Raw genomic sequence first — 26,788 nt, 5'->3', positions numbered from 1 at the left:
TGGGCGCGGGGCGCCACCGATTAATATATTGGGAGGTTTACTCATGGCAGGTGTCAGGCTGGAACGCGTATGCAAGAAGTTTGGCAATGTGGTCGCAGTAAGTGATGTGAACCTGGAGATCCATGATAAGGAATTCTTAGTGCTAGTTGGGCCGTCCGGCTGCGGGAAGTCAACGACTCTCCGAATGATAGCTGGCCTCGAGGAGATCACATCTGGCAACATCTTCATCGGCGAGACACTGGTAAACGACATCCCTCCGAAGGATCGCGACATCGCGATGGTGTTCCAGAACTACGCCCTATATCCTCATATGGACGTGTACAACAACATGGCTTTCGGGCTTAAGCTGCGCAAGTTCCCCAAGGCTGAGATCGAGAAGCGTGTGCGTGGGGCGGCGGGCACCCTCGGAATCGAGAACCTCCTCGATCGCAAGCCGAAGGCGCTCTCGGGAGGCCAGAGGCAGCGCGTGGCTGTTGGACGCGCCATCGTCCGCGAGCCCAAGGTGTTCCTCATGGATGAGCCGCTGTCGAACCTCGATGCCAAGCTTAGGGTTCAGATGAGGGCAGAGCTGTCGAAGCTGCACAATCGCCTGCAGACTACCATCATCTATGTCACTCACGATCAGACAGAGGCCATGACCATGGGTGACCGCATAGTCGTGATGAAGGATGGTTTCATCAAGCAGGTGGGAGCTCCCATGGAGATCTACCGGCATCCAGATAATATGTTTGTGGCCGGCTTCATCGGAAGCCCAGCGATGAACTTCATGCCGGGCGTGCTTCGCAGGGAGGGCGATGACTACATCGTCGATTGCGACACCTTCAGGGTCAAGGTGCCCCGCGGGAGAATGAAGGACATAGGCAAGTTCAATGATGAGAAGGTCATGCTAGGCATCAGGCCCGAGAACATCGAGGATATCAATTTCGTGTCCGAGCCTGCAGAAGATAGAGTGGTCGAGTGCTTGGTGGACGTCCTCGAGCCCATGGGTTCAGAGGCGTATCTGTACCTCACCACAGGGCCGCACTCATTTGTGGCGAAGGTCAACCCCAGAACAGCCGCGAAGGATGGCGAGCGGCACTCCGTTGTCCTGAACATGGACGAGTGCCATCTGTTCGACCCGAAAACCGAAAAGTCCATCATATAGTGACTTCCACGGCGCTGCCGGGGCCGTGTGCCCCGGCGCGTTCCTGTACAGGCCATGGAAAACCGCGGTGCGGCGCCGCCGCGCAGCAATGTGTAGAGTGGGGGTGTCGTGGTGGAGGGGCATGTGGAGAATAGAAGGCACTACATCGGCGTTGACCTAGGCGGCACGAAAATCGCCTCGGCGCTGGTCGATGATACTCTGCAGGCCTTACGTTCCGTAAGGCTTGCCACTCAGGCAGAGGAAGGCGCTGACGCCGTCATGGATAGGATCGTCGGGTCAGTGCTGAGCCTTGCGGAGCAGACGCCTGGAGGCATCTCCGGTGTATGCGCAATCGGAATCGGGGCTCCAGGCCCTCTCAACCATGAAGCGGGCATCGTTGATGACGCTCCGAACCTCAGGTGGAGAAACGTGCCTGTCACGCGCATCCTCTCAGAGCGCTTGGGGCGGCCCGTATACCTGGAGAATGACGCGAACGCCGCTGCTCTTGCGGAGAACAGGATGGGCGCCGGCCGTGGAACCAGGCACATGATGTACGTCACTGTCAGCACTGGAATCGGCAGCGGACTCGTTCTCAACGGGAAGGTCTTCCACGGCGCTACTGGTGGAGCTGGAGAACTCGGACACACAACCATGCTTGCAGATGGTCCCATGTGCGGGTGCGGGAATCGCGGGTGTTTGGAGGCCCTTGCTTCGGGCACCGCAATCGCTAGGCGCGGCCGTGAGGTCGCGCGGAGAGCGGTCGGAAGTCGTCTGCTGCGGGCGGCTGATGGTGACCTTTCCGCGATAGACGCTGCGCTCATAGCGCGGGTGGCATCTGAAGGCGATCCTGCGGCTTGCGCCATATTAAAGAGCGCGTTCGAATATCTTGGGACTGCAATCGCGAACGTGGTAAACATGCTCAATCTGGAGATGGTAGTCATCGGAGGCGGAGTCGCTCAGGTAGGCGATATTCTGTTCGACACAGTGAGGCAGACTGTGGCTCTGCGTGCCTTCTCATTCATGGCGAAGGAGGCGCCGATAGTCCCGGCGTCACTCGGCGCTGATGTGGGTGTGTACGGCGCCGCATGCTACGCCATGGAGAAGCATGGAGAGAAGAGCTAAAAGAGCCGGAGGGAATGCGGTGCGGAAAGTGCTCTTCGTGGTGGCGGTTGCCGTGGCCACGCTCGTTTCGAGTGTGACTGCGGTGTGGGGTTCGGAGCGGGTGCTCTGGGAGGCCGAGGATCCGAAGGGAGATGACTTCGGCCCGGGGTGCTACACGTATCCTACCAACCCGGCGTTCGCCCCATTTCACGGGCTTTTCGATGTCACACGGTTCAGGGCGCTGTGCGACGACGCGAACGTGTACTTCGAGACCTCGCTTGCAGAGATCTCGAATCCTTGGAACTCGCAAGAGGGATTCAGCCACGCATTGATCGACATCTACATCGATACGATGCCTGGAGAGGGCCGGTCGGGCACTCTACGCGAGGGGGCCAACGTGTCCTTCGACAGCCGTTACGCATGGGATGTGAATGTGAGGCTGATGCCGTGGGGCGGAAGCCGTGTCTACCTCGCCGAGCAGGACGGCTCATCTGCAGGCAGATCGGATGGGCTGTTCGTGGAGGCTCTTCCCGACGGCAAGACCATCCGAGCGACGGTTCCCAGGCGGCTTATTGGCGATCCAAGAGAGACATGGAAATACTACGTGCTCGTAGCGTCGCAGGATGGGTACGGCCCCGACGGTTTCCGACCGGTGGTGTCTCATTCAGAGGCGTGGGTGTTTGGAGGAGGCTCAGATCTGGGCATCAATCCGAACGTCCTAGACATCCTGGCGCCTTACGATGGCCCCAACTCCCAGGCCGCTCAGCTTGGATCGTGGAATGAGGCCAAGCGCCAGTATGCGGTGCTTGTTCCGGCAAACGCCCAGCCGAAGGCCAGATGGGCTGTCGCGGCGGTGTGGGCGGCCATAATCGGCCTTTCCATCATATCTGCCGTAGGCATCGCCCTCGCGAAGGCAGCGAGGGATCGGCGACGACGATAGATACTGCACTAAGAACGGGATGTGGGCTTTTCGATGCGTAAGCATGGGCTGTGGGCGCCAATGGCGATTCTCATTGCGATGCTGCTGGCAGCGGTGTTTGCGCTGCCATTGACCGCTGCGCCTGGGTATGCACAATCGCCAAAGCCAGGGCCATGGTTACAATTGCCAAATAGGCAGCTTGATGTGGCATTCGCCTTCTGCTTGACCGGGGATGCATCGGCCGCAGAATCCGGAAAGGCCATGGAGAGCGCCTCGCGTCTTCTCGATGTGCTCTTGGCCCACGAAGGCCTGAAGTTCTCCGTGGGAATCTCTGCGACACTGGCATCAGGCCTCACGTGGGCAGGCGGACAAGCTATCCGCCAGCTCAGGGACGGACTCTCGAGGGGCCAGTTCGAGCTATTGGGCGCCTCATTCGCCGAGGGAGTGCTTCCAGCCATGGATCCATGGGATGCGCAACTCGCTGTGGCGCTTGGATCCCACGCAGCGATGGATCTCTTCGGCGAGGCGCCGACCGGGTTCTGGAATCCCTCACTCGTATGGAGGCAGGAGATCATTCACCTGTTGAGCTCGGCTGGGTACACTCACACACTCGCCCCTGATTGGCGCCTGTCGTCGGGGACCCTCGGGGTTCTGCCTCCGAACGCGCCTGTCAGGACTGGCTGGAGCGGGAGAGAGATCACGGTCTTTCAGGCTGATGAGGCGTTCGCGCGTGCGGTGGACGAGTCCATACGAACGGGTTCTCCGGCAGCAGCCATGGATTACCTGGCATCGGCCTACGCACGGGACACGCGTGATGCCTCTGTGGTGGTGTACGCGAGGGAGATCTGCGTTGGCTCGGATCAGACCCAATGGGGAGGCCTCGATGCGCTGCTCACCGCGGTTGAGGCGGAGCCATGGGTCAGTGTATCCACCCTCTCAGGCCTGATGGAATCGGGAATTACACTCCCTGCTGTCGCGTCGATTCCAGCTGCCGAGCCTGCCTCCGTTCGTGCGGCGGTCAAGGCAGCAGGGTTCTCCGACTGGCAGACCTACGTATCTAGTTCCCCACAGATTGCGAGCATACGTAAGCTTCAGGGCGAAGTTCGTTCCCGGATCCAGGCTGTTGAGGCTGACATCCGGAAAGCTGGAGCTGGGGCAGTCCAGACCGGGCCGGAGGCTGCCTCCGCAGCGGCACTGCTGGATCAGGCGAAGCTTCTGTACGCCTTTAGCCAGTACGGATTTGGCCGACCGCCCACGAAAGGCGAGAGCTCCTCTTCAGGCGGATCAGCCTCCTCCGAGGCGGCGCTTCGCGCTGCATATGCTCCGGCCATGGCCGCCTGGCAGAGCCTGCACCCAGCCGAGTCGGTGTATCGCGAGGATGTGGACCGCGATGGCGTTGATGAGGCGGTAATAGTCAACTCCGCCGACATGTTCATTGTGTCGCCGTTCGGAGGCCGTTTGCTCTACTGGTACGACCTGGAACACGGGGAGGAGATAGTGGGCGTCGGGAACAACAGGCCGGGTGCGCTTCGCGACTGGCTGTCCGGTCCTGGTTCGCTCGCATCGAAGAACTACGATGTGGAGCTTGGCACTGGTTCTGCCACCTTCAGCTGGAACGAGGGCGGCTGCGAACTCCGAAAACGGCTCACTCCCGTAGAGGGCGGATTCACCATAGATTACTCCCTTCGCGCGCGAGGGAAGGTGGAGTTCGCGGTGGAGAGCAGCTTCAGCCCTGGATTTCCAGTCCTGACGCAGGCGGGACGAGATTGCATAGTGTACTATCAGTCCGGCTTCGCGGCGAGCTCGCTCACTGCAGGCGGAAGGTTTGGGCTGCTTAATGCATTGTCAGGAACTGTGGTGCAGGTGGAACCATCCCCCGGCATCCCTGCGCGGGGCAGGCCCGGGGTTCCTCCTCCTTCATGGGTCTCTTCCGACTCTGGGCTTTTCACTCGCGGCCTTTCCATGGGGTACAGGATCTTCATGGCCTCCAGAGCCTCGGCATCGATATCTATCAAGTACACGCGAAGCAGAGTTCACCCCGAGGCGCCTCCGGCGCTGTGGATCGAGAGGCGTGGCCCCGAGATTGCGGCAGGGCTTCCTTCCTACACGCGCAACTGCATCCTTCGAGAGCTTGTGGGCGGATTCACCGTGGATACTCCCATGATGAGCACAGGAAGCGCCGGGGGATACGGGGAAGTGAAGGCGCCAATGCCCAATGGCAGATTCGACATGGTGACCTCAGCAGTTACAGGGCGTAGAGCAGTTGTGAATAACGCCGGCGCCGTTCTCTCAGATGGAAACCGGCACGAGTTCTTCCCCGCGATTTCTGATTCCAGGGTCGAGCTGGCAGGCGGCTACACTACCGTGGGAAGGCGCCTACTGCCATGGGCTCTTGGAGGAGCGGCGGCAGTTGCCATCACGGCGGGACTGCTGGTCATTGCGACAAGGCACAGGAAGAAGCAGAAGAGAGGTCCTGCATAATTTCGGCCTCCTCAGCAAACATATGACTGCGGTCTGATTCGGGGCCGCAGTTTTTTCGTGTATGCGAGGGATGAGCAATGCGTGTCTTGATGATCAGCTGGGAGTACCCGCCAAGGGTTGTGGGGGGGCTCGCCCGACATGTGCAGGAACTGGCCAGGGCAATTGCCCGATCGTGCGACGTTCACGTAGTAACCTGCTCTTCACCTGGGGCTAAGCCGCTGGAGCGCGACTTCGGAGTGTGGGTGCACAGAGTCGAACCACTGGGGCCAGTCACCGACGATTTCCTGTGGTGGACTGAACAGCTCTCCCACGCCATGTTGGCGCGGGCCGCGGGCCTGTCTGAGGAGGATGGGGGATTCCAGATCGTGCACGCCCACGATTGGCTCGCTGCTATGGCGGCGGCAGGAGTGAAAAGGGAGTTCGGGACGCCGTTGGCAGCGACCATTCATGCGACAGAGTGGGGGCGCAACGGCGGCCTTCACAACGCTGCCCAGCGAAGGATCTCGGATATCGAGTGGTATCTCTGCTACGAGGCGTGCAGGGTGATTGTGTGTTCGAACCACATGCGATCGGAGGTGATGCGCATCTTCGGGCTCCCAGAGGACAAGGTGCGAGTGATTCCGAATGGAGTATGCCCTGAGCAGTTCTCAAGTTCCGACGCGGTGGCGCCTACACCGGAGTATGCGCGGCCGGATAAGGATGTGATACTCTACGTTGGCAGGCTTGTGCACGAGAAGGGAGTCCAGCTCCTGATAGAGGCGATGCCCAAGATACTCTCATACTGGCCGTCCGGCAGGCTAGTAATCGCAGGCTGTGGACCTGCCGAAGGGGATCTCCGTGATCTGGCCGCACGGCTCGGGCTCGGCGGAAAGGTCGTCATGACCGGGTTCATCTCGGATCAGGACAGAAACGCCCTGTACAGAGCAGCGAGAGTAGCGGTCGTGCCCAGTCTATACGAGCCGTTCGGGATAACCGCACTGGAAGCCATGGCAGCTCACACCCCGCTGGTCGTAGCCGATACTGGAGGACTCTCCGAGATAGTGAGGCACGGCGAGAATGGATGGAAGTTCTACGTGGAGAATCCGAATTCCCTTGCCGATGCCATCCTGCATCTGCTGCACTGCCCCGAGGAGGCGGTGAAGCTCGCAGAGGCAGCTTACCGTGATGTGTTGGAGACTTACGATTGGATGGCCATCGCCAGGCAGACCGTTCGGGTTTACCAATCGGCCATCGAGATAAGCCTTGGCCGTGGGGAGGAGATCGCGCAGTGAAAGCAGTCATCATGGCTGGCGGGAAAGGCACTAGGTTGCGGCCTCTCACATGTTCAGTTCCAAAGCCGATGGTTCCGGTGGTCAATATGCCGATGATGGAGCATGTGGTGAACCTGCTGCGGCGTTCGGGCTATCTGGATCTCGCCTGCACTCTGTGCTACATGCCTGAAGTGATTCAGGAGCACTTCGGGGATGGCTCAGTGCACGGGTGCACGATGCGGTACTCAGTAGAAGAGACGCCGCTCGGAACTGCTGGCAGCGTGCGGGCCTTGGGTAGCTTCCTCGACAGCACTTTCCTTGTGATAAGTGGAGATGCCCTCACCGACATCGACCTCGCAGCAGCAGCGCGATTCCACACCGACAAGGGCGCCGTGGCCACGATCGTGCTCACCAGAGTAGTGACACCGCTCGAATACGGAGTGGTTATCGTGGATGACGACGGGAGGATCACCAGATTCCTAGAGAAGCCCAGCTGGGGAGAGGTGTTCAGCGACACCGTCAACACCGGCATCTACATACTCGAACCAGAGGTCATGCAGTTCGTGGATACCTCCCGGGAGTTCGATTTCGGCAAGAACCTGTTCCCGTACCTTCTGGCGAATAAGTATCCGATGTTCGGGTACGTGGCCGACGGCTACTGGTGTGATGTGGGAAATCTGGAGCAATACCACGCGACCCATCAGGACATCCTTCGGGGTGAGGCTCAGGTGACCATTGGAGGGGAACTCGTGGATGAAGGCATCTGGGTGGGCAGAGGCGCTGAGATCGAGCGCGGCGCCTCGATCCGTCCTCCAGTGGTGATCGGAGATGACGTCCACATCGAACGCGGGGCGTCAGTTGGAGACTACTCCGTGATCGGACCGTCTTCAGTCATCGCAGAGGGGGCCTCTGTTCGGCGGTCAGTGGTCTGGGGCGGAGGTTTCATCGGGCGCGATGCTGAGGTGTACGGGGCGATACTCGGATCCCGCGTCAGTGTCAAGCAAGGCGCCGTTGTGAGAGAAGGGGCAGTCATCGGGTCGTCCTGTTCTATTGGGGAGCGAGCCCAGGTGAGGCCATCTGTGAAAATATGGCCCGACAAGGCGGTGGAGGGCGGCGCCCAGGTGAACACGTCGCTTGTGTGGGGTGCGCCCTGGTCCAGAAGGCTCTTCGGCAGGCTTGGCGTCGCGGGGCTAGCGAATATAGAGGTCACTCCGGATTTCGCCGCAAGGCTCGGGGCGGCCTACGGTTCGATTCTGGCAGACAAGGCGGACGGCGCAGTGGCCGTTGGATCTGATGTGCATCCGTCCTCCAAGATGGTGAAGACGGCTTTGGCAGCGGGCCTGTCCTCTTCAGGGAGATCAGTTGCTGACATCGGAGAGGGCTCTGCTGCGGTGGCCAGATTCGCAGTGGCAGCCATGGGCGCCGCTGGAGGAGTCCATGCCAGGATCTCTCCATCCGATAGGAACGCTACCCTGATTGAGTTCCTCGACGGACGCGGGTTGAACATCGACAAAGCATCTGAGAGGAGGATAGAGAACGCGTTTCTCACCGAGGATTTCCACAGAGCGGCGCCGGAACGCGTGGGAACGGTGGTCCCTGTGGATGGAATGGCAGGAAGGTATCTAGGCGCAATCCTAGCATCAGCGGATACTTCTGCCATTCGAAAGCGGGGATTCGCTATTGCCGCTGCCTATGATGGGGCCTACGTCGGCGCCCTAATAGGGCCCATGATGGAGGCCCTTGGGTGTGAGATCCACCTGGCAGCGGAGGAAAATCCGCCTGCGTTGGTCGCCGATGCAGCGGATCTAGTGGTGAGAACCCAGGCTGATCTGGGCTTCGTGATGGACAGAAACGCGGAGAAGCTTGCTCTGGTGGACGAACAGGGGACTGCTATCCCCGCCGACGACCTGCTCCCACTCATATGCTACGCCGCGCTGAAGTCGCGGAGAGGAGACACAGTGGCGGTGCCCGTGACTGCTTCCGATTCCGTCGAGCTACTGGCGATGGGGCTGAGAGGGCGTGTGGTGCGCACCCAGACGAACCCCAGATCTGTGATGGAGAAGGCAATCGAGGCGCGGGTGCATGCTGGCGGGGCGGGCGTGCCTCAATTCCAGCCTGTTTTGGACGGCCTGTTCGCCCTGGTGATCCTCATCGAACACCTGGCCCGGGAGGGAATCACGCTTTCGTCGGCGGTTGAGTCTATCCCGCGATCGTACATGACCAAGCAGGTAGTGGACTGCCCATGGCAGGCAAAGGGCAAAGTGATGAGGCGCCTCATCGAGGAGACGGACCGGGAGGAAATGCAGCTCATCGACGGAATAAAGGTGTATGGAGACCAGGGCTGGACACTCATCCTGCCCGATTCCGAAGAACCGGTGTTCCACGTGTACTCCCAGGCGCAATCCCAGGAGATCGCGGAGGAGATTGCAGGCATCTACGCGGCCAGAATCTCGGAGGCCATTGCCGACGGCCGGGAATAGGGGTTTGACTGGCCTGCCTGGGCCAGGTTTACGTAGGCCCGGCCGAACCTGCGTACACCGTGTAGTCGATATCCGGGAAGATGTTGTCTTTGGATTCGATGTCGGATAGCCAGGTTTCATCGATGGCGCTGCCTCTAATCTCATCATAGAGCCTGTTGAACCTTGACACATGGGATCGGGTCCGATTAACTGCGTAGTCCACGCAGGCGCCTGCCTTCATCATGAATGCCCAGTCGGAGCTTTGAGCCAACAGAAGCTCCCGAGCCGCCTGCGCAAGCGCGCGTTCTGCGAGTTTGGGCTGCGGCGGGGCAAATGAGCGGGCCAGGTCCGCCATTCGCCAGGACATCATGTGCAGGTGGCGGTACACCCAGTTGTTGCAGTCGGCGAGCCACACTTCACTGTAGCCCATGTACCCCCAGGATGACATGGACGGAGTCGCCGTCTGGTTCCGCGGGTATGCCTTCAGGTAGTCGGATGGAGTGGCAAGCCCCAGCACGCCCTGGCCAGAGGCGACCGTGCGGATCACGTGCTCCAGGAAATCGATCCCTTCGAACCACCAGTGTCCGAACAGCTCCGCGTCGTAGGGCGCCACTACTATCGGCTGCCTGTCCATGACATGCGCGAGATGCTCAACCTGTCGCTCTCTGTTGAAAACGAAGTTTCCCGCATGGTCCCGTGCTTTCTGTATGGCCCACTTGCGCACATATGGCTCCTTGTGCTCCCCACGCCCGGTAACACGGTAGTACTTGATCCCCGTTTGGGTGCGGACAGGGGAGTTGTTCATGTATGGTCTGATGTAGTCCCAATCAAGGTCATGGCCTATGTCTCGGTAGAATTCCCTGTAGTCGTAGTCGCCTGGATACCCTTCATGGGCGCTCCATACTTGCTTCGACGATTCCATGTCTCTGCCGAATGCGGCTACTCCGGTAGGGCAGTACACAGGTGCATACACCCCATAGCGCGGTCGAGGGGCGGCGTTTGTGATTCCATGGGCGTCTGTGAAAAAGTACTTGATCCCGGCCTCGGCAAGCCAGGTGTCTACTCCAGGAGAGTAGCCGCATTCGGGCAGCCACATCCCTGGAGGTGGTGTTCCGAAGACCTGCGTGTGGTAGTCGACGGCGGCTATGACCTGTGCCCTTGCGGCCTCTGGGCACACCTCCATGAGGGGCAAGTATCCGTGGCTGGCGCCAGTGGTGATCAGTTCCACCACGCCTCTGCGCGAAAGGTCCGCAAAGCCCTCCGTCATGTTCCTTCCAAGGGCGCCTAGATAGCATTCTCGAGCCCTGGCAAACATGTCCCGATACATCACTGCGGATTCAGTGTGCTCAGGCAGGGTCCGAGTGCGCTCCACTTCCCTCTCTGCCAGTTCCAATAGGCTGTTGATGTACCGTTCATACCTCTCCTGGAGAAGAGGGTCGAGGAACATGGAAACAAGCGTTGGAGATAGCGACATCGTGATCCTGTACGGCACTCCGTCATCTGCAACGCGGGACAGCATCATGTAGATAGGGAGGTATGTCTCTGTGAGCGCCTCGTAGAACCATTTCTCCTCAAGATAGCTATCGCCGTCGAGATGTCGAACATATGGAAGGTGCGCGTGAAGAACAAGCGCCAGGCAGCCTTGGGGCATCATCGCTCACCTCCAATCCGCTCTCCCGTTCTGGCGATCCTCAGGCATCCGTGCCTCTCCATGATTCCATCGGCCGATCTGGCTCGCACCGGGATCTCGCTTTCACCCGCCGGGAACGCAAGACGAACTGAGAAGCTTCCGTCAGGCGCCACGCGTACTGGTGAGTTGCATATCTCCACTGTGGAGCCTGGCTCGGTTGCACCGTATACGATGAGTTCAGCATCGGCCGTCAACCAGAATCCCCTCGGGTTTTGCGCGGCGATCGCGCCGGGCGGGTAGGGGGAAGGGCTTGACACGGCGCCCACTCCGCCAGAGCCAATGGCGATCTCCCGCTCCATCTGCCTTGAGCGGAAACCGCCTGGCCCCCCTGGGGAAGCCGCGGACGAGGGTCCTTTTGGGGACAAATGCTGAATCTCGCGGATGCTCAGCCACTCTTCATCCACGACATCAGATGGGCCTGACGGAGGGGTGTGCACCGTGTTTGACCTCACGATGAGGTGAAACTGGGACGCAGGAGTCACAAGGCCCAGATCAGCGCAGTAGGACCTATCCGGTGAGTCGATCTCAACGTACCAGTTGTCGGCGAAGGGATGCACCGGAATGTCGCGACTGCTCCGCGCGTTGGAACCATTGAACGCGACCCCAGTGACATCATACACCCTGATGACCATGTGTGATCGGCCGAGCTCCGCTCCTAGCTCGCGCTCCATGTCTCTCGAAGCATCATCGGCGATCTCCCAGTACGCGTGCAGCCAGAACGAGTCCCGCACTTGAAGCACTATTCTGGTGACTCCGTAACGCTCTGGAATCAGGGGCGGACGCCCCTCCTCGCTGGCCTCAGAAGGCCCTGCCTTGACCGGCGCAACAGGCGCCGGCGAAGGGCACTCATAGCATGAGTAGTGCACAGACCGAACCTCCTTGGGAGCGAGAACCGCGATGCGGCGCGTCGGACCCATGGCAATCTCTCGCGTAGTCTATCCTTCGCGGATGGGAGCTATCCGTGGCGGGATAGTCTTCTCACTGTGGGCAAGAATACCTCATGCCCAATCCGCATCATGCCCGTGAAGGAGGACCTCTAGATGCCAAGAATGGGGAACCTGGCGATCATTCTTCATTCCCATATCCCGTATTGTCGGAAATCCGGGGTATGGCCTTTCGGTGAGGAATGGGTGTTCGAGGCCATGGCCGAGACGTACATACCAGTCCTGGACCTAGTCTCCTCCGCGTGGCAGGCGCGGGGTTCTACCTCTGGAGCACCGTTTCTCACGATGAGTTTCACTCCGGTTCTCGCTGAACAGCTGGCTGACGATTACATGAAGTCGCGTTTTCTCGACTACCTGGAAATGCGGGCGCTCGCCGCTGAACGGGATGTGGAGCGCCATGAGGCCGCTCATGATGACGCTAGGGTCGGTCAGGCCAGATGGTTTGCTGCCTATTATGCCCGGATCAAAGAACGTTTCACCGGCCACTACCGATGTGACCTGCTTTCTGCTGTCTCCAGGCTAGCGACCGATGGGGCGGTGGAGTTGCTTGCTACAGCAGCGACTCACGCCTACCTTCCGCTGCTCGGGAGTGCGGAACGAGTTTACACCCAGATAAGCCTGGGATGCGAGGCCTGCGAGCATCACTTCGGAGTGCGGCCGCGGGGAGCATGGCTTCCGGAGTGCGGATACCGACCAGGTGCTGTGGAGCGTGCTTTGGAGGCATGTGGGATCCAGTACTTCGTCGTTGACACCCATGCGATTGCCGGCGGAAGCCCGCGCAATCTGTACACGGATTCCCCGGATGAAATCGAGCCGCAACTGCCCAGCATGAGCACCATGAGACCATACCGGCTTGCAGGATCAAAGCTCTCCGTCTTCGGCCGGGACGAATCCGCCGCTGCACAGGTGTGGTCGAAGGACCATGGGTATCCGGGAGATGGAGACTACCGCGAATTTCACAGGAGAGACGAAGTATCCGGACTTCCATATTGGAGGGTCACGAGCAAACTGCTCGACCTGGGCCAGAAGCAGCTGTACAACAGAGAGGCCGCCATATCCACGGTGAAGGGCCACGCGGCCCATTTCGCAGAGCTTGTTCGGGGAAGGCTCGCCAAGTACTCGGCGGCATCTGGAGGCGAGGGAATCGTTGTGGCGCCGTACGACATGGAGCTATTCGGACACTGGTGGCACGAGGGGGTTGAGTGGCTGGCGGCACTGATCGATATCGTGGAAAGCTGCGGAGATGTGTGCCCATCCACGCTTGGTCGCCATCTGGAGCTTCACCCCCCAACTGAGGAGATTGCGATTCCTGAGAGCTCATGGGGGATGGGCGGGAAACATGCGGCCTGGCTCAACCACGAAACAGAATGGATGTGGACATCCCTTCTCAGGGCAGAGAAGACCGGCGACGAGATCGCCGCAGGCCTGGACAGATTGTTGGGAGAAGAGCGAGAAACAGCTCTCCAGGCTCTGCGCGAACTGCTTCTTCTGGAGGCAAGCGACTGGCCGTTTCTGGTTACTACCGGACAGGCGAGGGAGTACGCAGAGGAGAGGTTCGCGCAGCATCTTGCGGACTTCCAAGCGCTAACTGGCAAGGAAGGTGCCCGGGCCCTGGAGCGGGCGCGAGGACGGGACTTGGTCTTCGATTGGGTGGACGGCGTCAAGTTATGATATACTCGTTACAGCCAACGATGCATGAGAGGTGCACAAAAATGCTCGATCTGAGCCTGGCATCTGGTCTTCCACTGGCGCTCGGAGACGATTCGAGGCTGGCGTTTGCGCGAGAGCTCCCAAAGGTGGTTCCGGCGGTGCGCCGAACCGGCGATATGCGGGAACTGTGGCAGGCCCCTGACAAAGCCGGCGACTCCGAGATCTATTACATGTACCGAGACGTGCATATGCCAGAGCATGAGGAACTGATCCGGTCGAGGAACCTCAGGTACGATGTGACGGTTATCCTTCCCGGGAGGGTCGGCGACGAGTTCATCAAGACCGCTGGGCACTACCATCCGATCAAACCGGGAACGAGGTTGACCTATCCGGAAGTGTATGAAGTGCTTTTCGGCGTAGCTCACTATCTTCTTCAGCGCGCGGACGCCGGATCCGGCGACATCACTGATGCAGTGCTTATTGAGGCAGAGGCCGGGCAGCATGTAGTGATGCCTCCCGGATACGGACACATAACCATCAACCCGGGCGATGGGCCACTGGTGATGACCAACTGGGTGGCCTCCGACTTCTCATCAGAGTACGGGTTGATAAAGCGGTTCCACGGCGGCGCGTATTTCGAGATCGCCGAAACCGCAGGAGCGAGCAGGTTCGTGCCCAACAAGAGGCACGAAGGGCTGTCTCCCCTGAGAAGCCTGGAGCCTCGGGACCTTCCCACCCTGGCGCTCTCCCATGGGCAGCCCATGTACCAGTCGTTCCTGGAATCGCCTGACCGGTTTCGATGGCTCACAGACCCAGAAGGCGTCGCCGATGAGCTCGAGTTCATTATAGGTGCATAGAAGGGACTGCTGGGACGGCCGTGAGAGACTTGTCATGCGTGGTCATTACCGGGCTTTCTGGCGCCGGGAAATCCGAAGCCGTGAGGGCATTCGAGGATCTCGGCTATTTCTGCATTGATAACCTTCCGGTCATCCTCATCCCGAAGCTTGCGGAGCTGCTTTCGGAAACATCCGGGCGAATCGACAAGGTTGCCCTGGTGATCGATGTGAGGGGGCAGGAGTTCTTCGGGCAGCTCACATCGGTGATTCGAAACCTTGAGGATTCGGGGTTCGCGTACAGGGTCGTGTTCCTCGAAGCGTCTGACGAAACGCTTGTCAAGCGTTTCAAGGAAAGCAGGCGCCCTCATCCCCTCTCCACCCAAGGCACGATCCTCGATGGAATCGACCGCGAGCGCAGGCTCCTAGCGGAGCTTCGAACACACTCAACGGAGGTCATCGATACCACCGGTTTCACAACACGACAGCTCCGAGCCGAGATTGTGAGGAGGTTTGGCGACGGGCCTTCATCTGCATCTCTCGGCATCACATTCGTATCTTTCGGGTTCAAGCATGGAATACCGGGCGACGCCGACATGGTGTTGGATGTGAGATTCCTGCCCAACCCGTTCTACATGGAGTCGCTGAGAGATCTCACCGGCAGTTCGGATGAGGTCACTGAGTACGTTCTCCGATGGCCAGTAACCAAGAGACTACTCGACAGACTGTTCGATCTATTCCGGTTCCTCATCCCCGAGTATGCCAAGGAAGGGAAGGCCAATCTGATTGTGGGCATTGGATGCACCGGAGGCAAGCACAGGTCGGTGGTGGTGGCCAACGCCTTGGCAGACTACGTACGCGAACTCGGCTACAGGGTGTGCACTGTGCATAGGGATATTGGGATCATGGCACGCGACGTGCTGGATGATGCTGGCATCGAGAGGTGAGTCCGAGCTTGGGTATTTCCATGCCGAAACCCTTTACGCGTACTCTGCGGGTGGTGGCGCTGGGGGGAGGCACCGGGCTTTCAACTCTGCTGCGCGGTCTGAAGGAGTATACTAGCAGGATAACAGCGATAGTCACGGTCACAGATGACGGCGGCAGTTCCGGTCGTCTGAGATCAGAGATGGGCATGCTCCCTCCAGGCGACATCAGGAACTGCCTCGTTGCCCTAGCCGATGCAGAACCCCTAATGAAAGAGCTCTTCGATTACAGATTTGCAGGAGATGGGCCGCTGGCAGGCCACAGCTTTGGCAACCTTTTCATAGCGGCCATGTGCGACATCACTGGAGATTTCGAGCTTGCGGTGAAGGAATCCAGCAGGGTCCTTCTTGTGCGCGGCCAGGTTCTCCCTGCTACCCTCGTGAATTGCGCTCTCGGCGCTGTCCTGGCCGATGGGCGAGTAGTCAAGGGGGAGACGTCGGTTAGCGGAAGCGGTTCGCGCATAGAGAGTGTCTTCCTGATCCCGGAGTCGTGCCCTCCTCTTCCAGAGGCGCTCAAGGCCATAGCTGAGGCTGATGTCATCGTGCTAGGTCCGGGGAGCCTCTACACCAGTGTCATCCCAAATCTGCTTGTTGAGGGCCTGGCCGAGGCAATCGCGTTGTCGACCGCCCACAAGATCTATGTGTGCAATGTGATGACACAGCGCGGTGAGACAGATTACTACACTGCAGAGGATCACCTTGCGGCAGTGCTGCACCACGCTGGGCCGCGAGCGGCTGACTGGATCATCGTGAACAACACGTCGGTGTCAGGAGAGATGCTCGAAAAATACTCCCGTGAGGGCGCTATGCCTGTGGTTTTCGGGAGGCGGTCTCTTGAGGCCATGGGGGTGAGGGTGGTTGCAGCCCCGGTTCTGAGCGAGAGCGATCTAGTAAGGCATGACCCTGGAAAGCTCGCCGCCGAAGTAGTGAGGATCGCTATGAAAGAGAAACTCAACGGTAGAGGAGCCCACAGATGAATGCTGCTCCCAATAGCCCGGCAACGTTTCCGATGAGGGCGGCTGCGATGGAATGACGAACCTGCGAGACTCCTGCCGCCCCAAAGTAGAGCGCGACAACATACAGCGCCGTGTCGCTTGCGCCCTGCACTGCTCCTGCCAGCATACCAGTAAACGAGTCAGGGCCGTGCTTCCTCATTATTCCCGCCAGCATTCCCAGGGAGCCTGATCCCGATATCGGCCTCAGGATAGACAGCATCACAATGTCCGCATCAATTCCGGCTGCCCTGGCTGGCCATACTCCTGCGCGCGCGACAATTGCCAGCGCTCCTGATTCTCGAAACATCCCTACTGCGAGGAAGATCGCAATCATTGCGGGGGCAAGCCTCGCCACTACTCGGAGCCCGTCGGATGCGCCCTCAACGAAGGCGTTGTACACATCCACTCTCCGTAATGCGGCATACACCGGCACTCCCAGAAGGAGCGCCGGGAGTACCCACTGTGCGGTCGATGCAGCTGTGCCCATCATGGCCTGCGCCTCAGAGCGGCATCGGCGATGATGGCGGCTGTGGTGGAGCATACTCCGGCGAACAGCACAGCGCCGATTATTGCGCTTGGATTTGATGAGCCCATCTCAGCGCGAAGCGATATGACCGTAGTGGGAGCGAGGCTGAAGCCGGAGGCAGTGACTGCGACGAAGGTGCACATGGCATCGGTGGCGGTATGCGCGCCTAGCCTCTGGCGCCTTCCACGGCGGGATTCCTCTGCATCCAGGCCGAGTTGCTCCATGGCTGCAAGGCCGAATGGCGTGGCTGCGGATCCGAGCCCAAGCAGGTTCGCGGCGATGCTTGCCGATATGGATCCGAGTGCGGGCGAATCCCGCCTTACGCTTGGGAATAGAGGAGATATCACCGGACGGACCGCCCTTGCTAGGGCGTCCATGAGGCCCGACTTCTGGGCGATCCTTCCGATTCCAGACCATAGAGCTATGGATCCGGCTAGGCCCAACGATAGCTGCACCGCCTCTTTGCATGAGGCGATTGCTATCCCTGCTGCAGCGCTCGGACCTCCGGACGCCGATGCCACAAGCGCACCTGATGCCAGCATGAGAAGCCAGACATAGTTCATCAACCTATTGTCCCTCCCCCTTGCCAATCCTATTCCTGTACCGCCTGCGCATATGCTGCCGCCCGTGGGATGCAGGGAATCCCGCCTATCTGGGGAATAAGAAACAGTAGCGTCACTTAGGGCGGTGTTCCCGTGGAATTCTACTCTCGCATGAAGGATGAGCTTACCCACACAATAGGAGACCATGAATGCTGCCGAGAGGCAGAGCTTTCGGCGCTTGTCAAAACCGACGGAGTGCTGAGCATCTCCGAGGGGCGGCTCGCGCTCATGCTGAGAGAATCCAATGCAGGCGTCGCCCGGAAGATCGTGTCGCTGCTTCGGGAGACAGGCCGACCCAGGCTGGAGATGGCTGTTCGGAAAGGACGAGCCCTGCCGAAGGGGAACACCTACATCATCAGGATCCCAGACCAGGGCGATGCCTTCGATGTCATGAAGAGGCTTGGGCTTCGAAGCAGCCTGGGATATGCCGACGGAATCTCGCCAAAGGTAGTGGAGAAGCGATGCTGCAAGAGGGCGCACCTCCGCGGCGCGTTCCTCGGCGCTGGGTACATGGCAGAACCGGAAAAGGGCTATCACCTGGAGATAGCCGTGCCAGATGAAGCGTATGCACAGCAACTGGCAGCCATGCTGGCGGAGTTTGGAATATGGGCAGGTATTGTGGCTCGCCGTGATAAGTGGGTCGTGTACTTGAAAGACGGCGACGATATCGTTGAGCTCCTGAGGGTGATGGATGCCACCAACTCTCTGCTGGATCTGGAGAACATGAGAATCGTGCGCTCGATCCGAAACGACGTGAACCGGCTCGTGAATGCGGAGAGCGCGAACCTCGCCAAGAGTGTCGATGCCTCTCTTCGGCAGGTTCAAGACATCATCCTCATCGATGAGGTGATCGGAATCGAGCGCCTTCCGCGGGCGCTGCGGGACACATGCTGCGCAAGGCTGGAGAACCCCGAGGTCAGCCTGGCAGAACTCGGCGGGATGATGTCGCCGTCTGTGGGCAAGTCGGGCGTCAATCACAGAATGCGGAGGCTCGGGGCGATCGCCGACAGCCTTCGCAGGCGGGACCGGGAGCGGAGGTGATCGAAGATGGAGCTTTCATACGAGATGAGCCTGCGGCAGGAGCAGCGGTTGGTGATGACGCCGGAGCTGAGGCAGGCCATCACGATTCTTCAGCTCCCCAGCCTGGATCTTGCCGATTACGTCGAAAGCCAGATTCTCGAGAATCCCGTCCTTGAGGAGCAAGAGCCTGGTTCAGAGGGCGCCGGTGGTTCCGGACAGGCCGAGGAGGCTGCTGAGTGCGCGGGCACTGACTCAAAAGCCGATGAGGTTGAGTGGGAGCGATACTTCGCTGATGGCACTGATGCTGGGTACACAAGGGAGCAGCGAGATCCTGACGCGGACTCTGAGGACACAACCGCTGCGCTGGCCAGATGGGAGCCTTCGCTCGCTGAGAGGCTCGAGGTGGAATTGCACCTAGCGTCGGAGTGTGCAAGGACTCACAGGATAGGAGATTACCTCCTGGGGTGCATCGACGAGGCCGGATTCCTCAGAGGAGACATCGGCGACATAGCGGATGCACTTGGAGTGGGATCTGACGAGGTCGAATCGGTGCTGCATATCATTCAGAGCCTTGACCCGGTGGGAATCGGATCGAGGAGTGTCGAGGAATGCCTTGACCTGCAGATCCAAGCATTGAACGCTCCTTACGATGTCCGCTCCCTCGCACACCGGATTGTCTGCGGCCACCTTGAGGACATGGCCGCTGGGAGGATAGGCCGCATCTCATCGGAGCTTCACGTGAGCGCGCGAGAGGTTCAGGCTGCCATGGACCTCATACGCTCTCTCAACCCTCGACCAGGGAGTTGCTTCCGTAGCGGCGCAGGCGCTATCAGATACATCATCCCCGATGTTACCGTGGAGCTTGTGGACGGAGAGTATATCGTGATGCCGAACGATTCGATCCTGCCCCGGCTCAACGTCAGCGCGTGCTACCGAAGGTTGCTTTCGAGTTCATCGGTGGATCAGACCGCCAAGGATTTTGTGAAAGGCAAGCTGAACTCCGCCCTTTGGCTGATCAGATCCATTGAGCAGCGGCGCGCCACTATACTGAGGGTCACAAGGTCGATCATCGCACACCAGCGGGATTTCCTTGATCGAGGCATACTATGGCTCAAACCCCTTACCCTTCGCGAGGTTGCGACAGATGTGGGCCTTCACGAATCCACTGTGAGCCGGGCTACTGCCGGGAAGTATGCAGAGACGCCTAGGGGCACGTTCGAACTCCGATTCTTCTTCGGATCAGGCGTGAGCACCTCAGTGGGAGGCGCTGCCTCAGCGACCAGCGTGAAGAAGTACATAAGAGAGATGATTGCGTCCGAGGATTCCGGGGCGCCCCTCTCTGATCAGCGCATTGCAGGTATCCTCGGACAGCAGGGCATCGAGATCTCCAGGAGGACAGTCGCCAAGTATCGCGAGGAGATGACTATTCCGTCTTCAGGCAAGCGACGGAGGTACTGAGGGTGAGAGCAGAGCCGCGCGGGCAGGATTGTCTGGCGTAGCGCTCATCCTCACGCCCATCCCCAGACGCGCCCCATCGCTAGTCTTGCGCTTGCGTGTTGGGAATGGTATCATTTGTTTGCAGAGGCTGGGACAGATTTCTGCTATGCGGGACGGTTATCGTCCAGGAGATGAGCCATGCTGGATGTCATCGCGCTTCAACGTCGAGTTGCTCCTGAACTCACAGATCGGATGGTGCTGAGATACAGCATCCTGCGCCACGTAGGCTACGCACAACCTATCGGAAGACGGGCCCTGGCTGACAGGCTCTGCCAGGCAGAGCGCGCCGTCAGGCGAGAGGAGGCCCTCCTTAGGTCTGCGGGGTTGGTGCGCGTGGCGCCGGACGGCATCCGCCTTACTCCAGATGGAGAGGATATCCTGTGGGATCTCGCGGAGTACGTACGAAAGCTTGCTGGCATGAGCGAGCTGGAGGAGATCATCAAACGCGAGTTCGGCTTGGAGCGGGCCATCGTGGTTGCCGGCGATTCCGACCTCGATGGTGTTGTGAAGCGCGACATGGCTAGAGCAGGCGCATCGGTGCTTCGCGAGGTCATCCGCGATGGCGACGTGGTGGCTGTGACCGGCGGAACCACTATGGCGGCCGTGGCGTCGGAGGCTGTCGAGGCTTCTGGCAAACGGGATGTAGTGGTGGCGCCGGCAAGGGGCGGACTCGGAGAAGATGTGGAGAAGCAGGCTGATACTGTGGCGGCGGCACTTGCGAAGAAGCTGGGCGGCGCCTATAAGTTGCTCAATCTCCCTGACGATCTGGGGAGCGAGTCGGCGGCGACGGTTCTCGCAGAGCCTCGCATACGAAACGTGTTGGAAACCATCCGCAGCGCCCGGGTGGTGCTTCACGGGGTCGGAACAGCGGAAGAGATGGCCCGCAGAAGAAACATCACATCGGCCGAGGTCAAGCAGATCCTGGGGCTTGGCGCAGTCGGGGAGGCGTTCGGGTTCTACTTCGATGCTGGCGGCAAGGTCGTGTATGTGACATCAAGCCTTGGACTGCGTCTTTCTGACCTTGCACTGGTGGAGACCGTTATATCAGTTGGGGGCGGAGCAAGCAAGGCGGAGGCCCTGGCGTCCGTCCTCAGGAACGGCTTCTCCCACATTGCAGTCACGGACGAGGGCGCCGCTAGACGCATGATCAGCCTCATGGCGGGTGCATCTGAACCAGACAGGCAAAATCGGTAGGGAGGTGAATCCCGCCTGGCGCGGCGGGCTCAAATGGCAGTTAAGGTAGGAATCAACGGTTTCGGAAGAATCGGAAGGTTGGTATTCAGGGCGGCGCAGGCCCGTAAGGACATCGAGATCGTGGCAGTGAACGATCTTACCGACCCCAAGACCAATGCGCACCTTCTCAAGTACGACTCGATTCATGGTATTCTCGATGGGAAGATCGCAGCAGGAGAGGACTACATAGAGGTCGATGGCAAGAAGGTAGGAGTATACAAGGAGAAAGACCCTTCGAAGCTTCCCTGGGGGGATCTGGGCGTCGATATCGTCATTGAGTCAACAGGCATTTTCCGGTCCAAGGAGAAGGCATCATTGCATCTGGCAGGAGGCGCCAAGAAGGTCATCATCACAGCTCCTGCCAAGAACGAAGATATCACCATCGTGATGGGCGTGAACGAGAAGAAGTACGATCCTGCCAAGCACAACATCATCTCCAATGCATCATGCACCACAAACTGCCTGGCGCCTGTGGCAAAGGTTCTGCTGGATTCGTTCGGAATCAGGCGCGGGCTGATGACCACGGTGCACTCCTACACCAACGACCAGCGGATACTGGACCTAGCGCACGATGATCTGAGGCGAGCAAGGGCCGCCGCCATGTCGATGATCCCCACTACTACTGGTGCGGCCTCTGCGGTTGCGCTTGTTCTACCTGAGCTGAAGGGCAAACTGAATGGTTTCTCACTCAGGGTTCCCACACCGAATGTTTCCGTTGTCGATCTAGTAGCGGATCTGGAGAAGAAGGCCAGTGTGGAACAGGTCAACTCCGCGCTCAGAGCGGCGGCCGAAGGCGCCCTCGCGGGGATTCTCGACTACACCGAGGAGGAGTTGGTCTCCCACGATTTCAACCACAACGCCCATTCCTCAATCGTGGATGCTCTCTGCACCATGGTGATGGATGGAGACATGGTGAAGGTGGTCGCCTGGTACGACAATGAGTGGGGCTACTCCAACCGCGTAGTCGACCTGACCAGCTACGTTGCAAAGTCCATGTAGCACGCCGCGCTGGACGCGACCGGGCCTGGAAAGGAGCTGACTTACGGTGAACAAGATGACCTGCGGCGACGTCGAGGTGATGGGGAAGCGAGTTTTCGTACGCGTGGATTTCAATGTCCCCATGGATGACGGACGCCGAATCACCGATGATAGAAGAATAGCTGCCGCAGTTCCCACTATCAAGGATCTGGCTGGGAGGGGGGCGAAGGTCATACTCGCTTCCCACCTGGGTCGTCCTAAGGGCAAGTTCGATCCGTCTGCAACCATGGATCCCATCGCTGTCCGCCTATCTGAGCTTCTTGGATCGCCTGTTCGGAAGCTCGATGACTGCGTTGGGCCCGAGGTGGAGCGCGCAGTAGCCGAGATGAATCCAGGGGATGTCGTGCTCTTGGAGAATGTCCGCTTTCACAAGGAAGAGGAGGCGAACGACCCTGAGTTTGCACAGGCCTTAGCATCCCTTGCGGACCTGTTCGTGAACGACGCGTTCGGCGCCGCCCACAGGGCGCATGCATCTACCGAGGGCATAGCTAGGCACATCCCTGGAGTGGCTGGATTGCTCTTGGAGAAGGAGATCTCCACGATGGGGCGGGCTCTGGCTGATCCCGCGCGCCCATTCATAGCCATTCTTGGCGGCGCCAAGGTCGCGGACAAGATCGGAGTCATCGACAACCTCCTCAATAAGGTGAATGGGTTGCTCATTGGCGGCGGAATGGCGAATACTTTCCTCAAAGCAAAAGGGTACGAGATTGGCGCCTCAATCCTGGACCCGGACCATGTGGGCTACGCCGGAGAAGTGCTGGCCAAGGCCACGGAGCGGGGGATCATGTTCGAGATTCCAACAGATGTCGTGGCGGCGGAGAGGTTCGCCGTTGACTCGCCTCACAAGGTGGTCCGTGTTGACCAGATACCTCCGGAGTGGAGGGTGCTGGATATCGGCCCTGAAACATCCGGCCGATTTGCTGCGATCATCCGTGGAGCGGGAACGATCATCTGGAATGGCCCAATGGGCGTGTTCGAGATGGCGCCATTTGCATCCGGCACTCGAGAGATCGCACGAGCGATGGCAGCGTCAAGAGGGGTGACCATCGTGGGAGGGGGCGATTCCGCCGCTGCATGCGAGCAGTTCGGATTGGCCGACAGGATGACCCACGTGTCAACTGGCGGCGGGGCTTCCCTGGAGTTCCTGGAGGGCAGGGTGTTGCCTGGCGTGGCCGCTCTTCGGGATAATGGCGATACGGAGGGGTTGAAGTGAGACGCAGTATCGTGGCTGGCAACTGGAAAATGCACAAGACGATCCCGGAGGGACTCGCCCTCGCCTCCGAACTCGCCAACAGATCCAACGAGCTGACTGGCGAATGTGAAGTGGTGCTATGCCCGCCATTCACCGCTCTGGCCGCGATTGCCGAGAGGGTGTCAGGCTCCGGAATAGAGGTTGGCGCCCAGAACGTACACTGGGAGGCCAAGGGCGCTTTCACCGGAGAAGTGTCTTGCACGATGCTTGTTGACGCAGGCTGTCGGTGGGTGGTCATCGGACACTCTGAGAGGCGTGCGATGTTTGGGGAGACTGACGCTACGGTGAATCAGAAGGTGAAAGCGGCCATGGCGGCCGGGCTTCTGCCCATCGTGTGTGTTGGAGAGACCCTAGAACAGCGAGAACTTGGAATCACTGACGATGTCGTTAGGCGACAGGTGGAAGGGGCCGTCGTGGGCCTTCCTGCAGTGGCTGCGGCGAAGCTGGTAGTTGCCTATGAACCTGTGTGGGCCATAGGCGCCGGACGCGCCTCAAATGGGGAGGACGCAAATGCCGTGGCCTCTGGAATCAGGAGCGCGCTGCTACGGCTGTATTCCTCAGAGGTGGCGCAGGCTGTGAGGATTCAGTACGGCGGCAGTGTGAAGGCGTCGAACATGGCGGAGTTTGCTCGGCAGCCTGAGATCGACGGAGCGCTCGTTGGAGGAGCAAGCCTTGAGGCATCGGATTTCGCCCGGATCATACAGGCCACAATAGAATCGAAGAGACTGCGCTAAGCCGCCGCGCAGGGGCGTGGCCCTAATAAGCAAGGCTGAGAAGGGAGCGGAGGCGAGGCGAGCTCGCCGATTGAGAATGTCCACGATCGCTGACATATACGCACGTGAGATCCTCGATTCCAGGGGCAATCCCACCGTCGAGGTGGAGGTGACCCTGGCTGATGACACTGTGGGGAGGGCCTGCGTGCCATCAGGCGCATCCACCGGACAGCATGAGGCGCTGGAGCTTCGCGATGGCGAGCACGAGCGGTATCTCGGCCGCGGTGTCGCGAAGGCCGTGGATAACGTGAACGGCCCTATTGCCGATGAGATAGTGGGGATGGACGCGAGGGAGCAGGCGCTGGTAGACCTGACCATGTTGGAACTGGATGGCACTCCCAACAAGGGCAAACTCGGCGCGAATGCCATTCTTGGAGTGTCGCTGGCAGTGGCTCGCGCTGCCGCCGACTATGTTGGCCTCCCCCTCTTTCAGTATCTCGGCGGAGTGAATGCACGCACCTTGCCGGTGCCAATGATGAACATCCTGAACGGCGGCAAGCATGCCGATAACAACGTGGATATCCAGGAGTTCATGATCGCCCCGGCCGGCGCAGATAGCTTCTCCGACGCGCTCCGTATTGGCGCCGAGGTGTACCATTCGCTCAAGTCGGTCCTGAAGAAGCGAAACCTGTCAACCGCCGTGGGTGATGAAGGAGGTTTCGCTCCCAATCTGAACTCCAACGAAGATGCAATCGCAGCAATCGTTGAGGCCATCGAGAAGGCAGGCTACACCCCTGGCGAGGATGTGTACGTGGCTTTGGATGTGGCCGCCACGGAGCTGTTCCGGGACGGCAGGTACGCACTGGAGGGAGAGGGAAAGGAACTCGATGCGGCAGGCCTCGTGTCGTACTACGAGGCGCTGGTTGGGAAGTACCCGATCATCTCCATCGAAGACGGCCTTGCCGAAGATGACTGGGACGGCTGGAAGATGGCGACCTCCAGGTTGGGCGGAAAGGTGCAACTGGTAGGTGACGACCTGTTCGTGACGAATGTGGAACGAATCGAGCGCGGGATCAAGATGGGAGTAGCCAATTCGGTACTGATCAAGGTCAATCAGATCGGCACGCTTACCGAGACTCTTGATGCGATCGAAATGGCCAAGCGGGCGGGCTACACTGCAGTAGTCTCACACCGATCCGGCGAGACTGAAGACACAACCATCTCCGACATCGTGGTGGCCATGAACACCGGCCTGATAAAGTCGGGGGCTCCAGCCAGGACGGAGCGTGTAGCCAAGTACAATCAGCTTCTTCGGATCCAGGACGTGCTCGGCGACGCAGCGATGTATTCTGGAATGGACTCGTTCTACTCCATAAGGTAGGCAAGACTCGGCCACTGGAGGGAATCTCCATGCACAACATGACTGATGTAGGGGGCGTGCTCGTCGGGCACGCCCATGATCTGATGGCTCTTACGGGCTGCACTGCGGTGTTGACGCCGCTCGGGGCAGTGGCCGGGGTGGACGTGAGAGGCTCGGCGCCCGGAACCCGGGAGACTGATCTGATGCGTCCCTGCAATCTGGTTGAGCGCGTCCATGGAGTGATGCTCTCCGGAGGGAGTGCATACGGGTTGGACACTGCCTCCGGCGCCATGCAGTATCTGGAAGAACAGGGCCACGGCTTCTCAACGCCCTACGGGATCGTTCCCATCGTTGGCGCTGCTGTCATATACGATCTCGGTGTCGGGGATCCCAGAATCAGGCCTGATGCAGCAATGGGCTATAGGGCGTGTGCGGCCGCGTCGTCGTCGCCGTGCGCAGAGGGCAACGTAGGCGCCGGGGCCGGAGCGACCCTCGGAAAGATGCGCGGTGACGCCCACGCGATGAAGGGCGGAGTGGGCTGCTATTCCCAGGAGATTCCAAGAGAGCGTAGGGGCAAGCGAGTGCATGTGGGCGCGGTAGTTGTGGTGAACTCTCTCGGAGACGTGGTGAACCCGTGGACTGGCGCTGTAGTCGCGGGAGCGTACGACAGAAATGAACGGCAGTTTGTGGGGCCCGGGGCTGGACCGGGAAGCCCGTGGGTCGGTGCACGCGGAGGCAGTGCTGCACTCGAGGCGGGAGTCGCGGGGGTCAACACTACTATTGCAGTTGTGGCCACAGATGCTATGCTAGATAAGGAAGGCGCGAACAAGGTCGCCCAAATGGCCCAGGATGGGCTTGCCCGCTCCATCATCCCCGCTCATACCATGTATGACGGGGATGTGGTGTTCTGCCTGTCCACCGGGAGCAGGCCGCTCTCGCGGGATCGGGCAGCGGACATCACCCTGATCGGCTCATATGCTTCGCAGGTGCTCGCGATGGCCGTTGTGAGGGCGGCCATGTCGGCAGAGTCAGCGGGGGGTTGCCCCGCAGCGCGGGATGTGGCAAGGAGCGGCTCGGATCCGAAGTGACCGGGACCGTCTCCTGCTCGACCCCGATGGG

Annotated in this window: 22 protein-coding genes; 18 read left to right on the top strand and 4 right to left on the bottom strand. The window is 59.8% G+C overall.

Translation table 11 applies throughout. The annotated features are described in order from the left end of the window. Positions 1 to 43: 43 nt before the first annotated feature. The 6 genes from ugpC to VB144_02950 all read left to right on the top strand — a co-directional run bounded on the left by ugpC (position 44) and on the right by VB144_02950 (position 9,354). A complete protein-coding gene (gene ugpC, locus VB144_02975) occupies positions 44 to 1,144 on the top strand; it encodes a sn-glycerol-3-phosphate ABC transporter ATP-binding protein UgpC (GenBank protein ID MEA4882619.1) in 1,101 nt (366 codons plus the stop codon). A 123-nt stretch (positions 1,145 to 1,267) separates the two neighbouring features. Then, positions 1,268 to 2,245 carry an ROK family protein gene (locus VB144_02970; GenBank protein MEA4882618.1) on the top strand — a complete coding sequence of 326 codons (978 nt, stop codon included), beginning with the start codon at positions 1,268 to 1,270 and terminating at the stop codon, positions 2,243 to 2,245. A gap of 19 nt (positions 2,246 to 2,264) precedes the next feature. Beyond that, a complete protein-coding gene (locus tag VB144_02965; protein ID MEA4882617.1) occupies positions 2,265 to 3,164 on the top strand; it encodes a glucodextranase DOMON-like domain-containing protein in 900 nt (299 codons plus the stop codon). Positions 3,165 to 3,197: 33 nt separating this feature from the next. Beyond that, positions 3,198 to 5,624, top strand: coding sequence for a hypothetical protein (locus VB144_02960; GenBank protein MEA4882616.1), 2,427 nt, complete (start codon positions 3,198 to 3,200; stop codon positions 5,622 to 5,624). A gap of 77 nt (positions 5,625 to 5,701) precedes the next feature. Beyond that, complete coding sequence (locus tag VB144_02955; protein ID MEA4882615.1) at positions 5,702 to 6,895, top strand: glycosyltransferase family 4 protein; 1,194 nt, start codon at positions 5,702 to 5,704, stop codon at positions 6,893 to 6,895. Continuing rightward, positions 6,892 to 9,354 carry a sugar phosphate nucleotidyltransferase gene (locus tag VB144_02950; GenBank protein MEA4882614.1) on the top strand — a complete coding sequence of 821 codons (2,463 nt, stop codon included), beginning with the start codon at positions 6,892 to 6,894 and terminating at the stop codon, positions 9,352 to 9,354. Before VB144_02955 ends, VB144_02950 begins: the two co-directional genes overlap by 4 nt. Positions 9,355 to 9,382: 28 nt before the next feature. On the opposite strand, the gene VB144_02945 is transcribed toward VB144_02950, so the two are convergent. Then, entirely contained in the window at positions 9,383 to 10,984 is a 1,602-nt protein-coding gene (locus VB144_02945; protein MEA4882613.1) for a 1,4-alpha-glucan branching protein domain-containing protein, read from the bottom strand. Then, complete coding sequence (locus VB144_02940) at positions 10,984 to 11,889, bottom strand: DUF4912 domain-containing protein (GenBank protein ID MEA4882612.1); 906 nt, start codon at positions 11,887 to 11,889, stop codon at positions 10,984 to 10,986. The genes VB144_02945 and VB144_02940 overlap by 1 nt, the downstream gene beginning before the upstream one ends. A gap of 174 nt (positions 11,890 to 12,063) precedes the next feature. Between VB144_02940 and VB144_02935 the strand changes: the two genes are divergently transcribed. From VB144_02935 to VB144_02920, 4 genes are read left to right on the top strand one after another with little or no spacing between them, the layout of a single operon-like run. Then, positions 12,064 to 13,638, top strand: coding sequence for a 1,4-alpha-glucan branching protein domain-containing protein (locus VB144_02935; GenBank protein ID MEA4882611.1), 1,575 nt, complete (start codon positions 12,064 to 12,066; stop codon positions 13,636 to 13,638). 41 nt (positions 13,639 to 13,679) lie between these two features. Beyond that, positions 13,680 to 14,474 (top strand): glucose-6-phosphate isomerase family protein, encoded by a 795-nt coding sequence (locus VB144_02930; GenBank protein ID MEA4882610.1) that lies wholly within the window; start codon positions 13,680 to 13,682, stop codon positions 14,472 to 14,474. A 20-nt stretch (positions 14,475 to 14,494) separates the two neighbouring features. After that, the gene (gene rapZ, locus VB144_02925) at positions 14,495 to 15,397 is read left to right on the top strand and encodes an RNase adapter RapZ (protein ID MEA4882609.1); all 903 of its coding nucleotides are present in this window, start codon (positions 14,495 to 14,497) and stop codon (positions 15,395 to 15,397) included. Between the two features lie 8 nt (positions 15,398 to 15,405). Beyond that, complete coding sequence (locus VB144_02920) at positions 15,406 to 16,410, top strand: gluconeogenesis factor YvcK family protein (GenBank protein ID MEA4882608.1); 1,005 nt, start codon at positions 15,406 to 15,408, stop codon at positions 16,408 to 16,410. Here VB144_02920 and VB144_02915 read toward each other — a convergent pair. Further along, positions 16,385 to 16,918: a spore maturation protein gene (locus VB144_02915; GenBank protein ID MEA4882607.1), complete on the bottom strand. Its 534-nt coding sequence runs from the start codon at positions 16,916 to 16,918 to the stop codon at positions 16,385 to 16,387. The two genes, VB144_02920 and VB144_02915, sit on opposite strands and share 26 nt — an antisense overlap. Beyond that, positions 16,915 to 17,517 (bottom strand): nucleoside recognition domain-containing protein, encoded by a 603-nt coding sequence (locus VB144_02910; GenBank protein ID MEA4882606.1) that lies wholly within the window; start codon positions 17,515 to 17,517, stop codon positions 16,915 to 16,917. Before VB144_02910 ends, VB144_02915 begins: the two co-directional genes overlap by 4 nt. A gap of 132 nt (positions 17,518 to 17,649) precedes the next feature. Between VB144_02910 and whiA the strand changes: the two genes are divergently transcribed. The 8 genes from whiA to VB144_02870 all read left to right on the top strand — a co-directional run bounded on the left by whiA (position 17,650) and on the right by VB144_02870 (position 26,757). Next, the gene (whiA, locus tag VB144_02905) at positions 17,650 to 18,597 is read left to right on the top strand and encodes a DNA-binding protein WhiA (GenBank protein ID MEA4882605.1); all 948 of its coding nucleotides are present in this window, start codon (positions 17,650 to 17,652) and stop codon (positions 18,595 to 18,597) included. 6 nt (positions 18,598 to 18,603) lie between these two features. Beyond that, on the top strand, positions 18,604 to 20,034 hold the full coding sequence (gene rpoN / locus VB144_02900) for an RNA polymerase factor sigma-54 (protein ID MEA4882604.1): 1,431 nt from the start codon (positions 18,604 to 18,606) through the stop codon (positions 20,032 to 20,034). Between the two features lie 177 nt (positions 20,035 to 20,211). Continuing rightward, positions 20,212 to 21,267, top strand: coding sequence for a sugar-binding domain-containing protein (locus tag VB144_02895; GenBank protein ID MEA4882603.1), 1,056 nt, complete (start codon positions 20,212 to 20,214; stop codon positions 21,265 to 21,267). A gap of 33 nt (positions 21,268 to 21,300) precedes the next feature. Continuing rightward, entirely contained in the window at positions 21,301 to 22,305 is a 1,005-nt protein-coding gene (gap, locus tag VB144_02890; GenBank protein MEA4882602.1) for a type I glyceraldehyde-3-phosphate dehydrogenase, read from the top strand. 55 nt (positions 22,306 to 22,360) lie between these two features. Continuing rightward, the gene (locus VB144_02885) at positions 22,361 to 23,557 is read left to right on the top strand and encodes a phosphoglycerate kinase (GenBank protein ID MEA4882601.1); all 1,197 of its coding nucleotides are present in this window, start codon (positions 22,361 to 22,363) and stop codon (positions 23,555 to 23,557) included. Continuing rightward, positions 23,554 to 24,330 carry a triose-phosphate isomerase gene (gene tpiA, locus VB144_02880; GenBank protein ID MEA4882600.1) on the top strand — a complete coding sequence of 259 codons (777 nt, stop codon included), beginning with the start codon at positions 23,554 to 23,556 and terminating at the stop codon, positions 24,328 to 24,330. The genes VB144_02885 and tpiA overlap by 4 nt, the downstream gene beginning before the upstream one ends. Before the next feature lie 76 nt (positions 24,331 to 24,406). After that, positions 24,407 to 25,690 carry a phosphopyruvate hydratase gene (eno, locus tag VB144_02875; GenBank protein ID MEA4882599.1) on the top strand — a complete coding sequence of 428 codons (1,284 nt, stop codon included), beginning with the start codon at positions 24,407 to 24,409 and terminating at the stop codon, positions 25,688 to 25,690. Positions 25,691 to 25,719: 29 nt separating this feature from the next. Further along, entirely contained in the window at positions 25,720 to 26,757 is a 1,038-nt protein-coding gene (locus VB144_02870; protein ID MEA4882598.1) for a P1 family peptidase, read from the top strand. The last annotated feature ends 31 nt before the right edge of the window (positions 26,758 to 26,788 follow it).

The sequence above is a fragment of the Clostridia bacterium genome, from assembly GCA_034926675.1.
Classification (GTDB): domain Bacteria; phylum Bacillota; class DTU025; order DTU025; family DTU025; genus JAYFQW01.
The sequence above is the reverse complement of the archived record's forward strand: the minus strand, read 5'-3'. Positions and strand labels throughout refer to the sequence as shown.

What these genes read in the sequence shown, in the direction of transcription:
- ugpC (MEA4882619.1), top strand. Translation starts at nt 44, where the DNA reads ATGGCAGGTGTCAGGCTGGAACGCGTATGCAAGAAGTTTGGCAATGTG.
- VB144_02960 (MEA4882616.1), top strand. Translation starts at nt 3,198, where the DNA reads ATGCGTAAGCATGGGCTGTGGGCGCCAATGGCGATTCTCATTGCGATG.
- VB144_02955 (MEA4882615.1), top strand. Translation starts at nt 5,702, where the DNA reads ATGCGTGTCTTGATGATCAGCTGGGAGTACCCGCCAAGGGTTGTGGGG.
- VB144_02945 (MEA4882613.1), bottom strand. Translation starts at nt 10,984, where the DNA reads ATGCCCCAAGGCTGCCTGGCGCTTGTTCTTCACGCGCACCTTCCATAT.
- VB144_02935 (MEA4882611.1), top strand. Translation starts at nt 12,064, where the DNA reads ATGCCAAGAATGGGGAACCTGGCGATCATTCTTCATTCCCATATCCCG.
- VB144_02930 (MEA4882610.1), top strand. Translation starts at nt 13,680, where the DNA reads ATGCTCGATCTGAGCCTGGCATCTGGTCTTCCACTGGCGCTCGGAGAC.
- VB144_02915 (MEA4882607.1), bottom strand. Translation starts at nt 16,918, where the DNA reads ATGATGGGCACAGCTGCATCGACCGCACAGTGGGTACTCCCGGCGCTC.
- VB144_02910 (MEA4882606.1), bottom strand. Translation starts at nt 17,517, where the DNA reads ATGAACTATGTCTGGCTTCTCATGCTGGCATCAGGTGCGCTTGTGGCA.
- rpoN (MEA4882604.1), top strand. Translation starts at nt 18,604, where the DNA reads ATGGAGCTTTCATACGAGATGAGCCTGCGGCAGGAGCAGCGGTTGGTG.
- VB144_02895 (MEA4882603.1), top strand. Translation starts at nt 20,212, where the DNA reads ATGCTGGATGTCATCGCGCTTCAACGTCGAGTTGCTCCTGAACTCACA.
- gap (MEA4882602.1), top strand. Translation starts at nt 21,301, where the DNA reads ATGGCAGTTAAGGTAGGAATCAACGGTTTCGGAAGAATCGGAAGGTTG.
- VB144_02885 (MEA4882601.1), top strand. Translation starts at nt 22,361, where the DNA reads ATGACCTGCGGCGACGTCGAGGTGATGGGGAAGCGAGTTTTCGTACGC.
- eno (MEA4882599.1), top strand. Translation starts at nt 24,407, where the DNA reads ATGTCCACGATCGCTGACATATACGCACGTGAGATCCTCGATTCCAGG.
- VB144_02870 (MEA4882598.1), top strand. Translation starts at nt 25,720, where the DNA reads ATGCACAACATGACTGATGTAGGGGGCGTGCTCGTCGGGCACGCCCAT.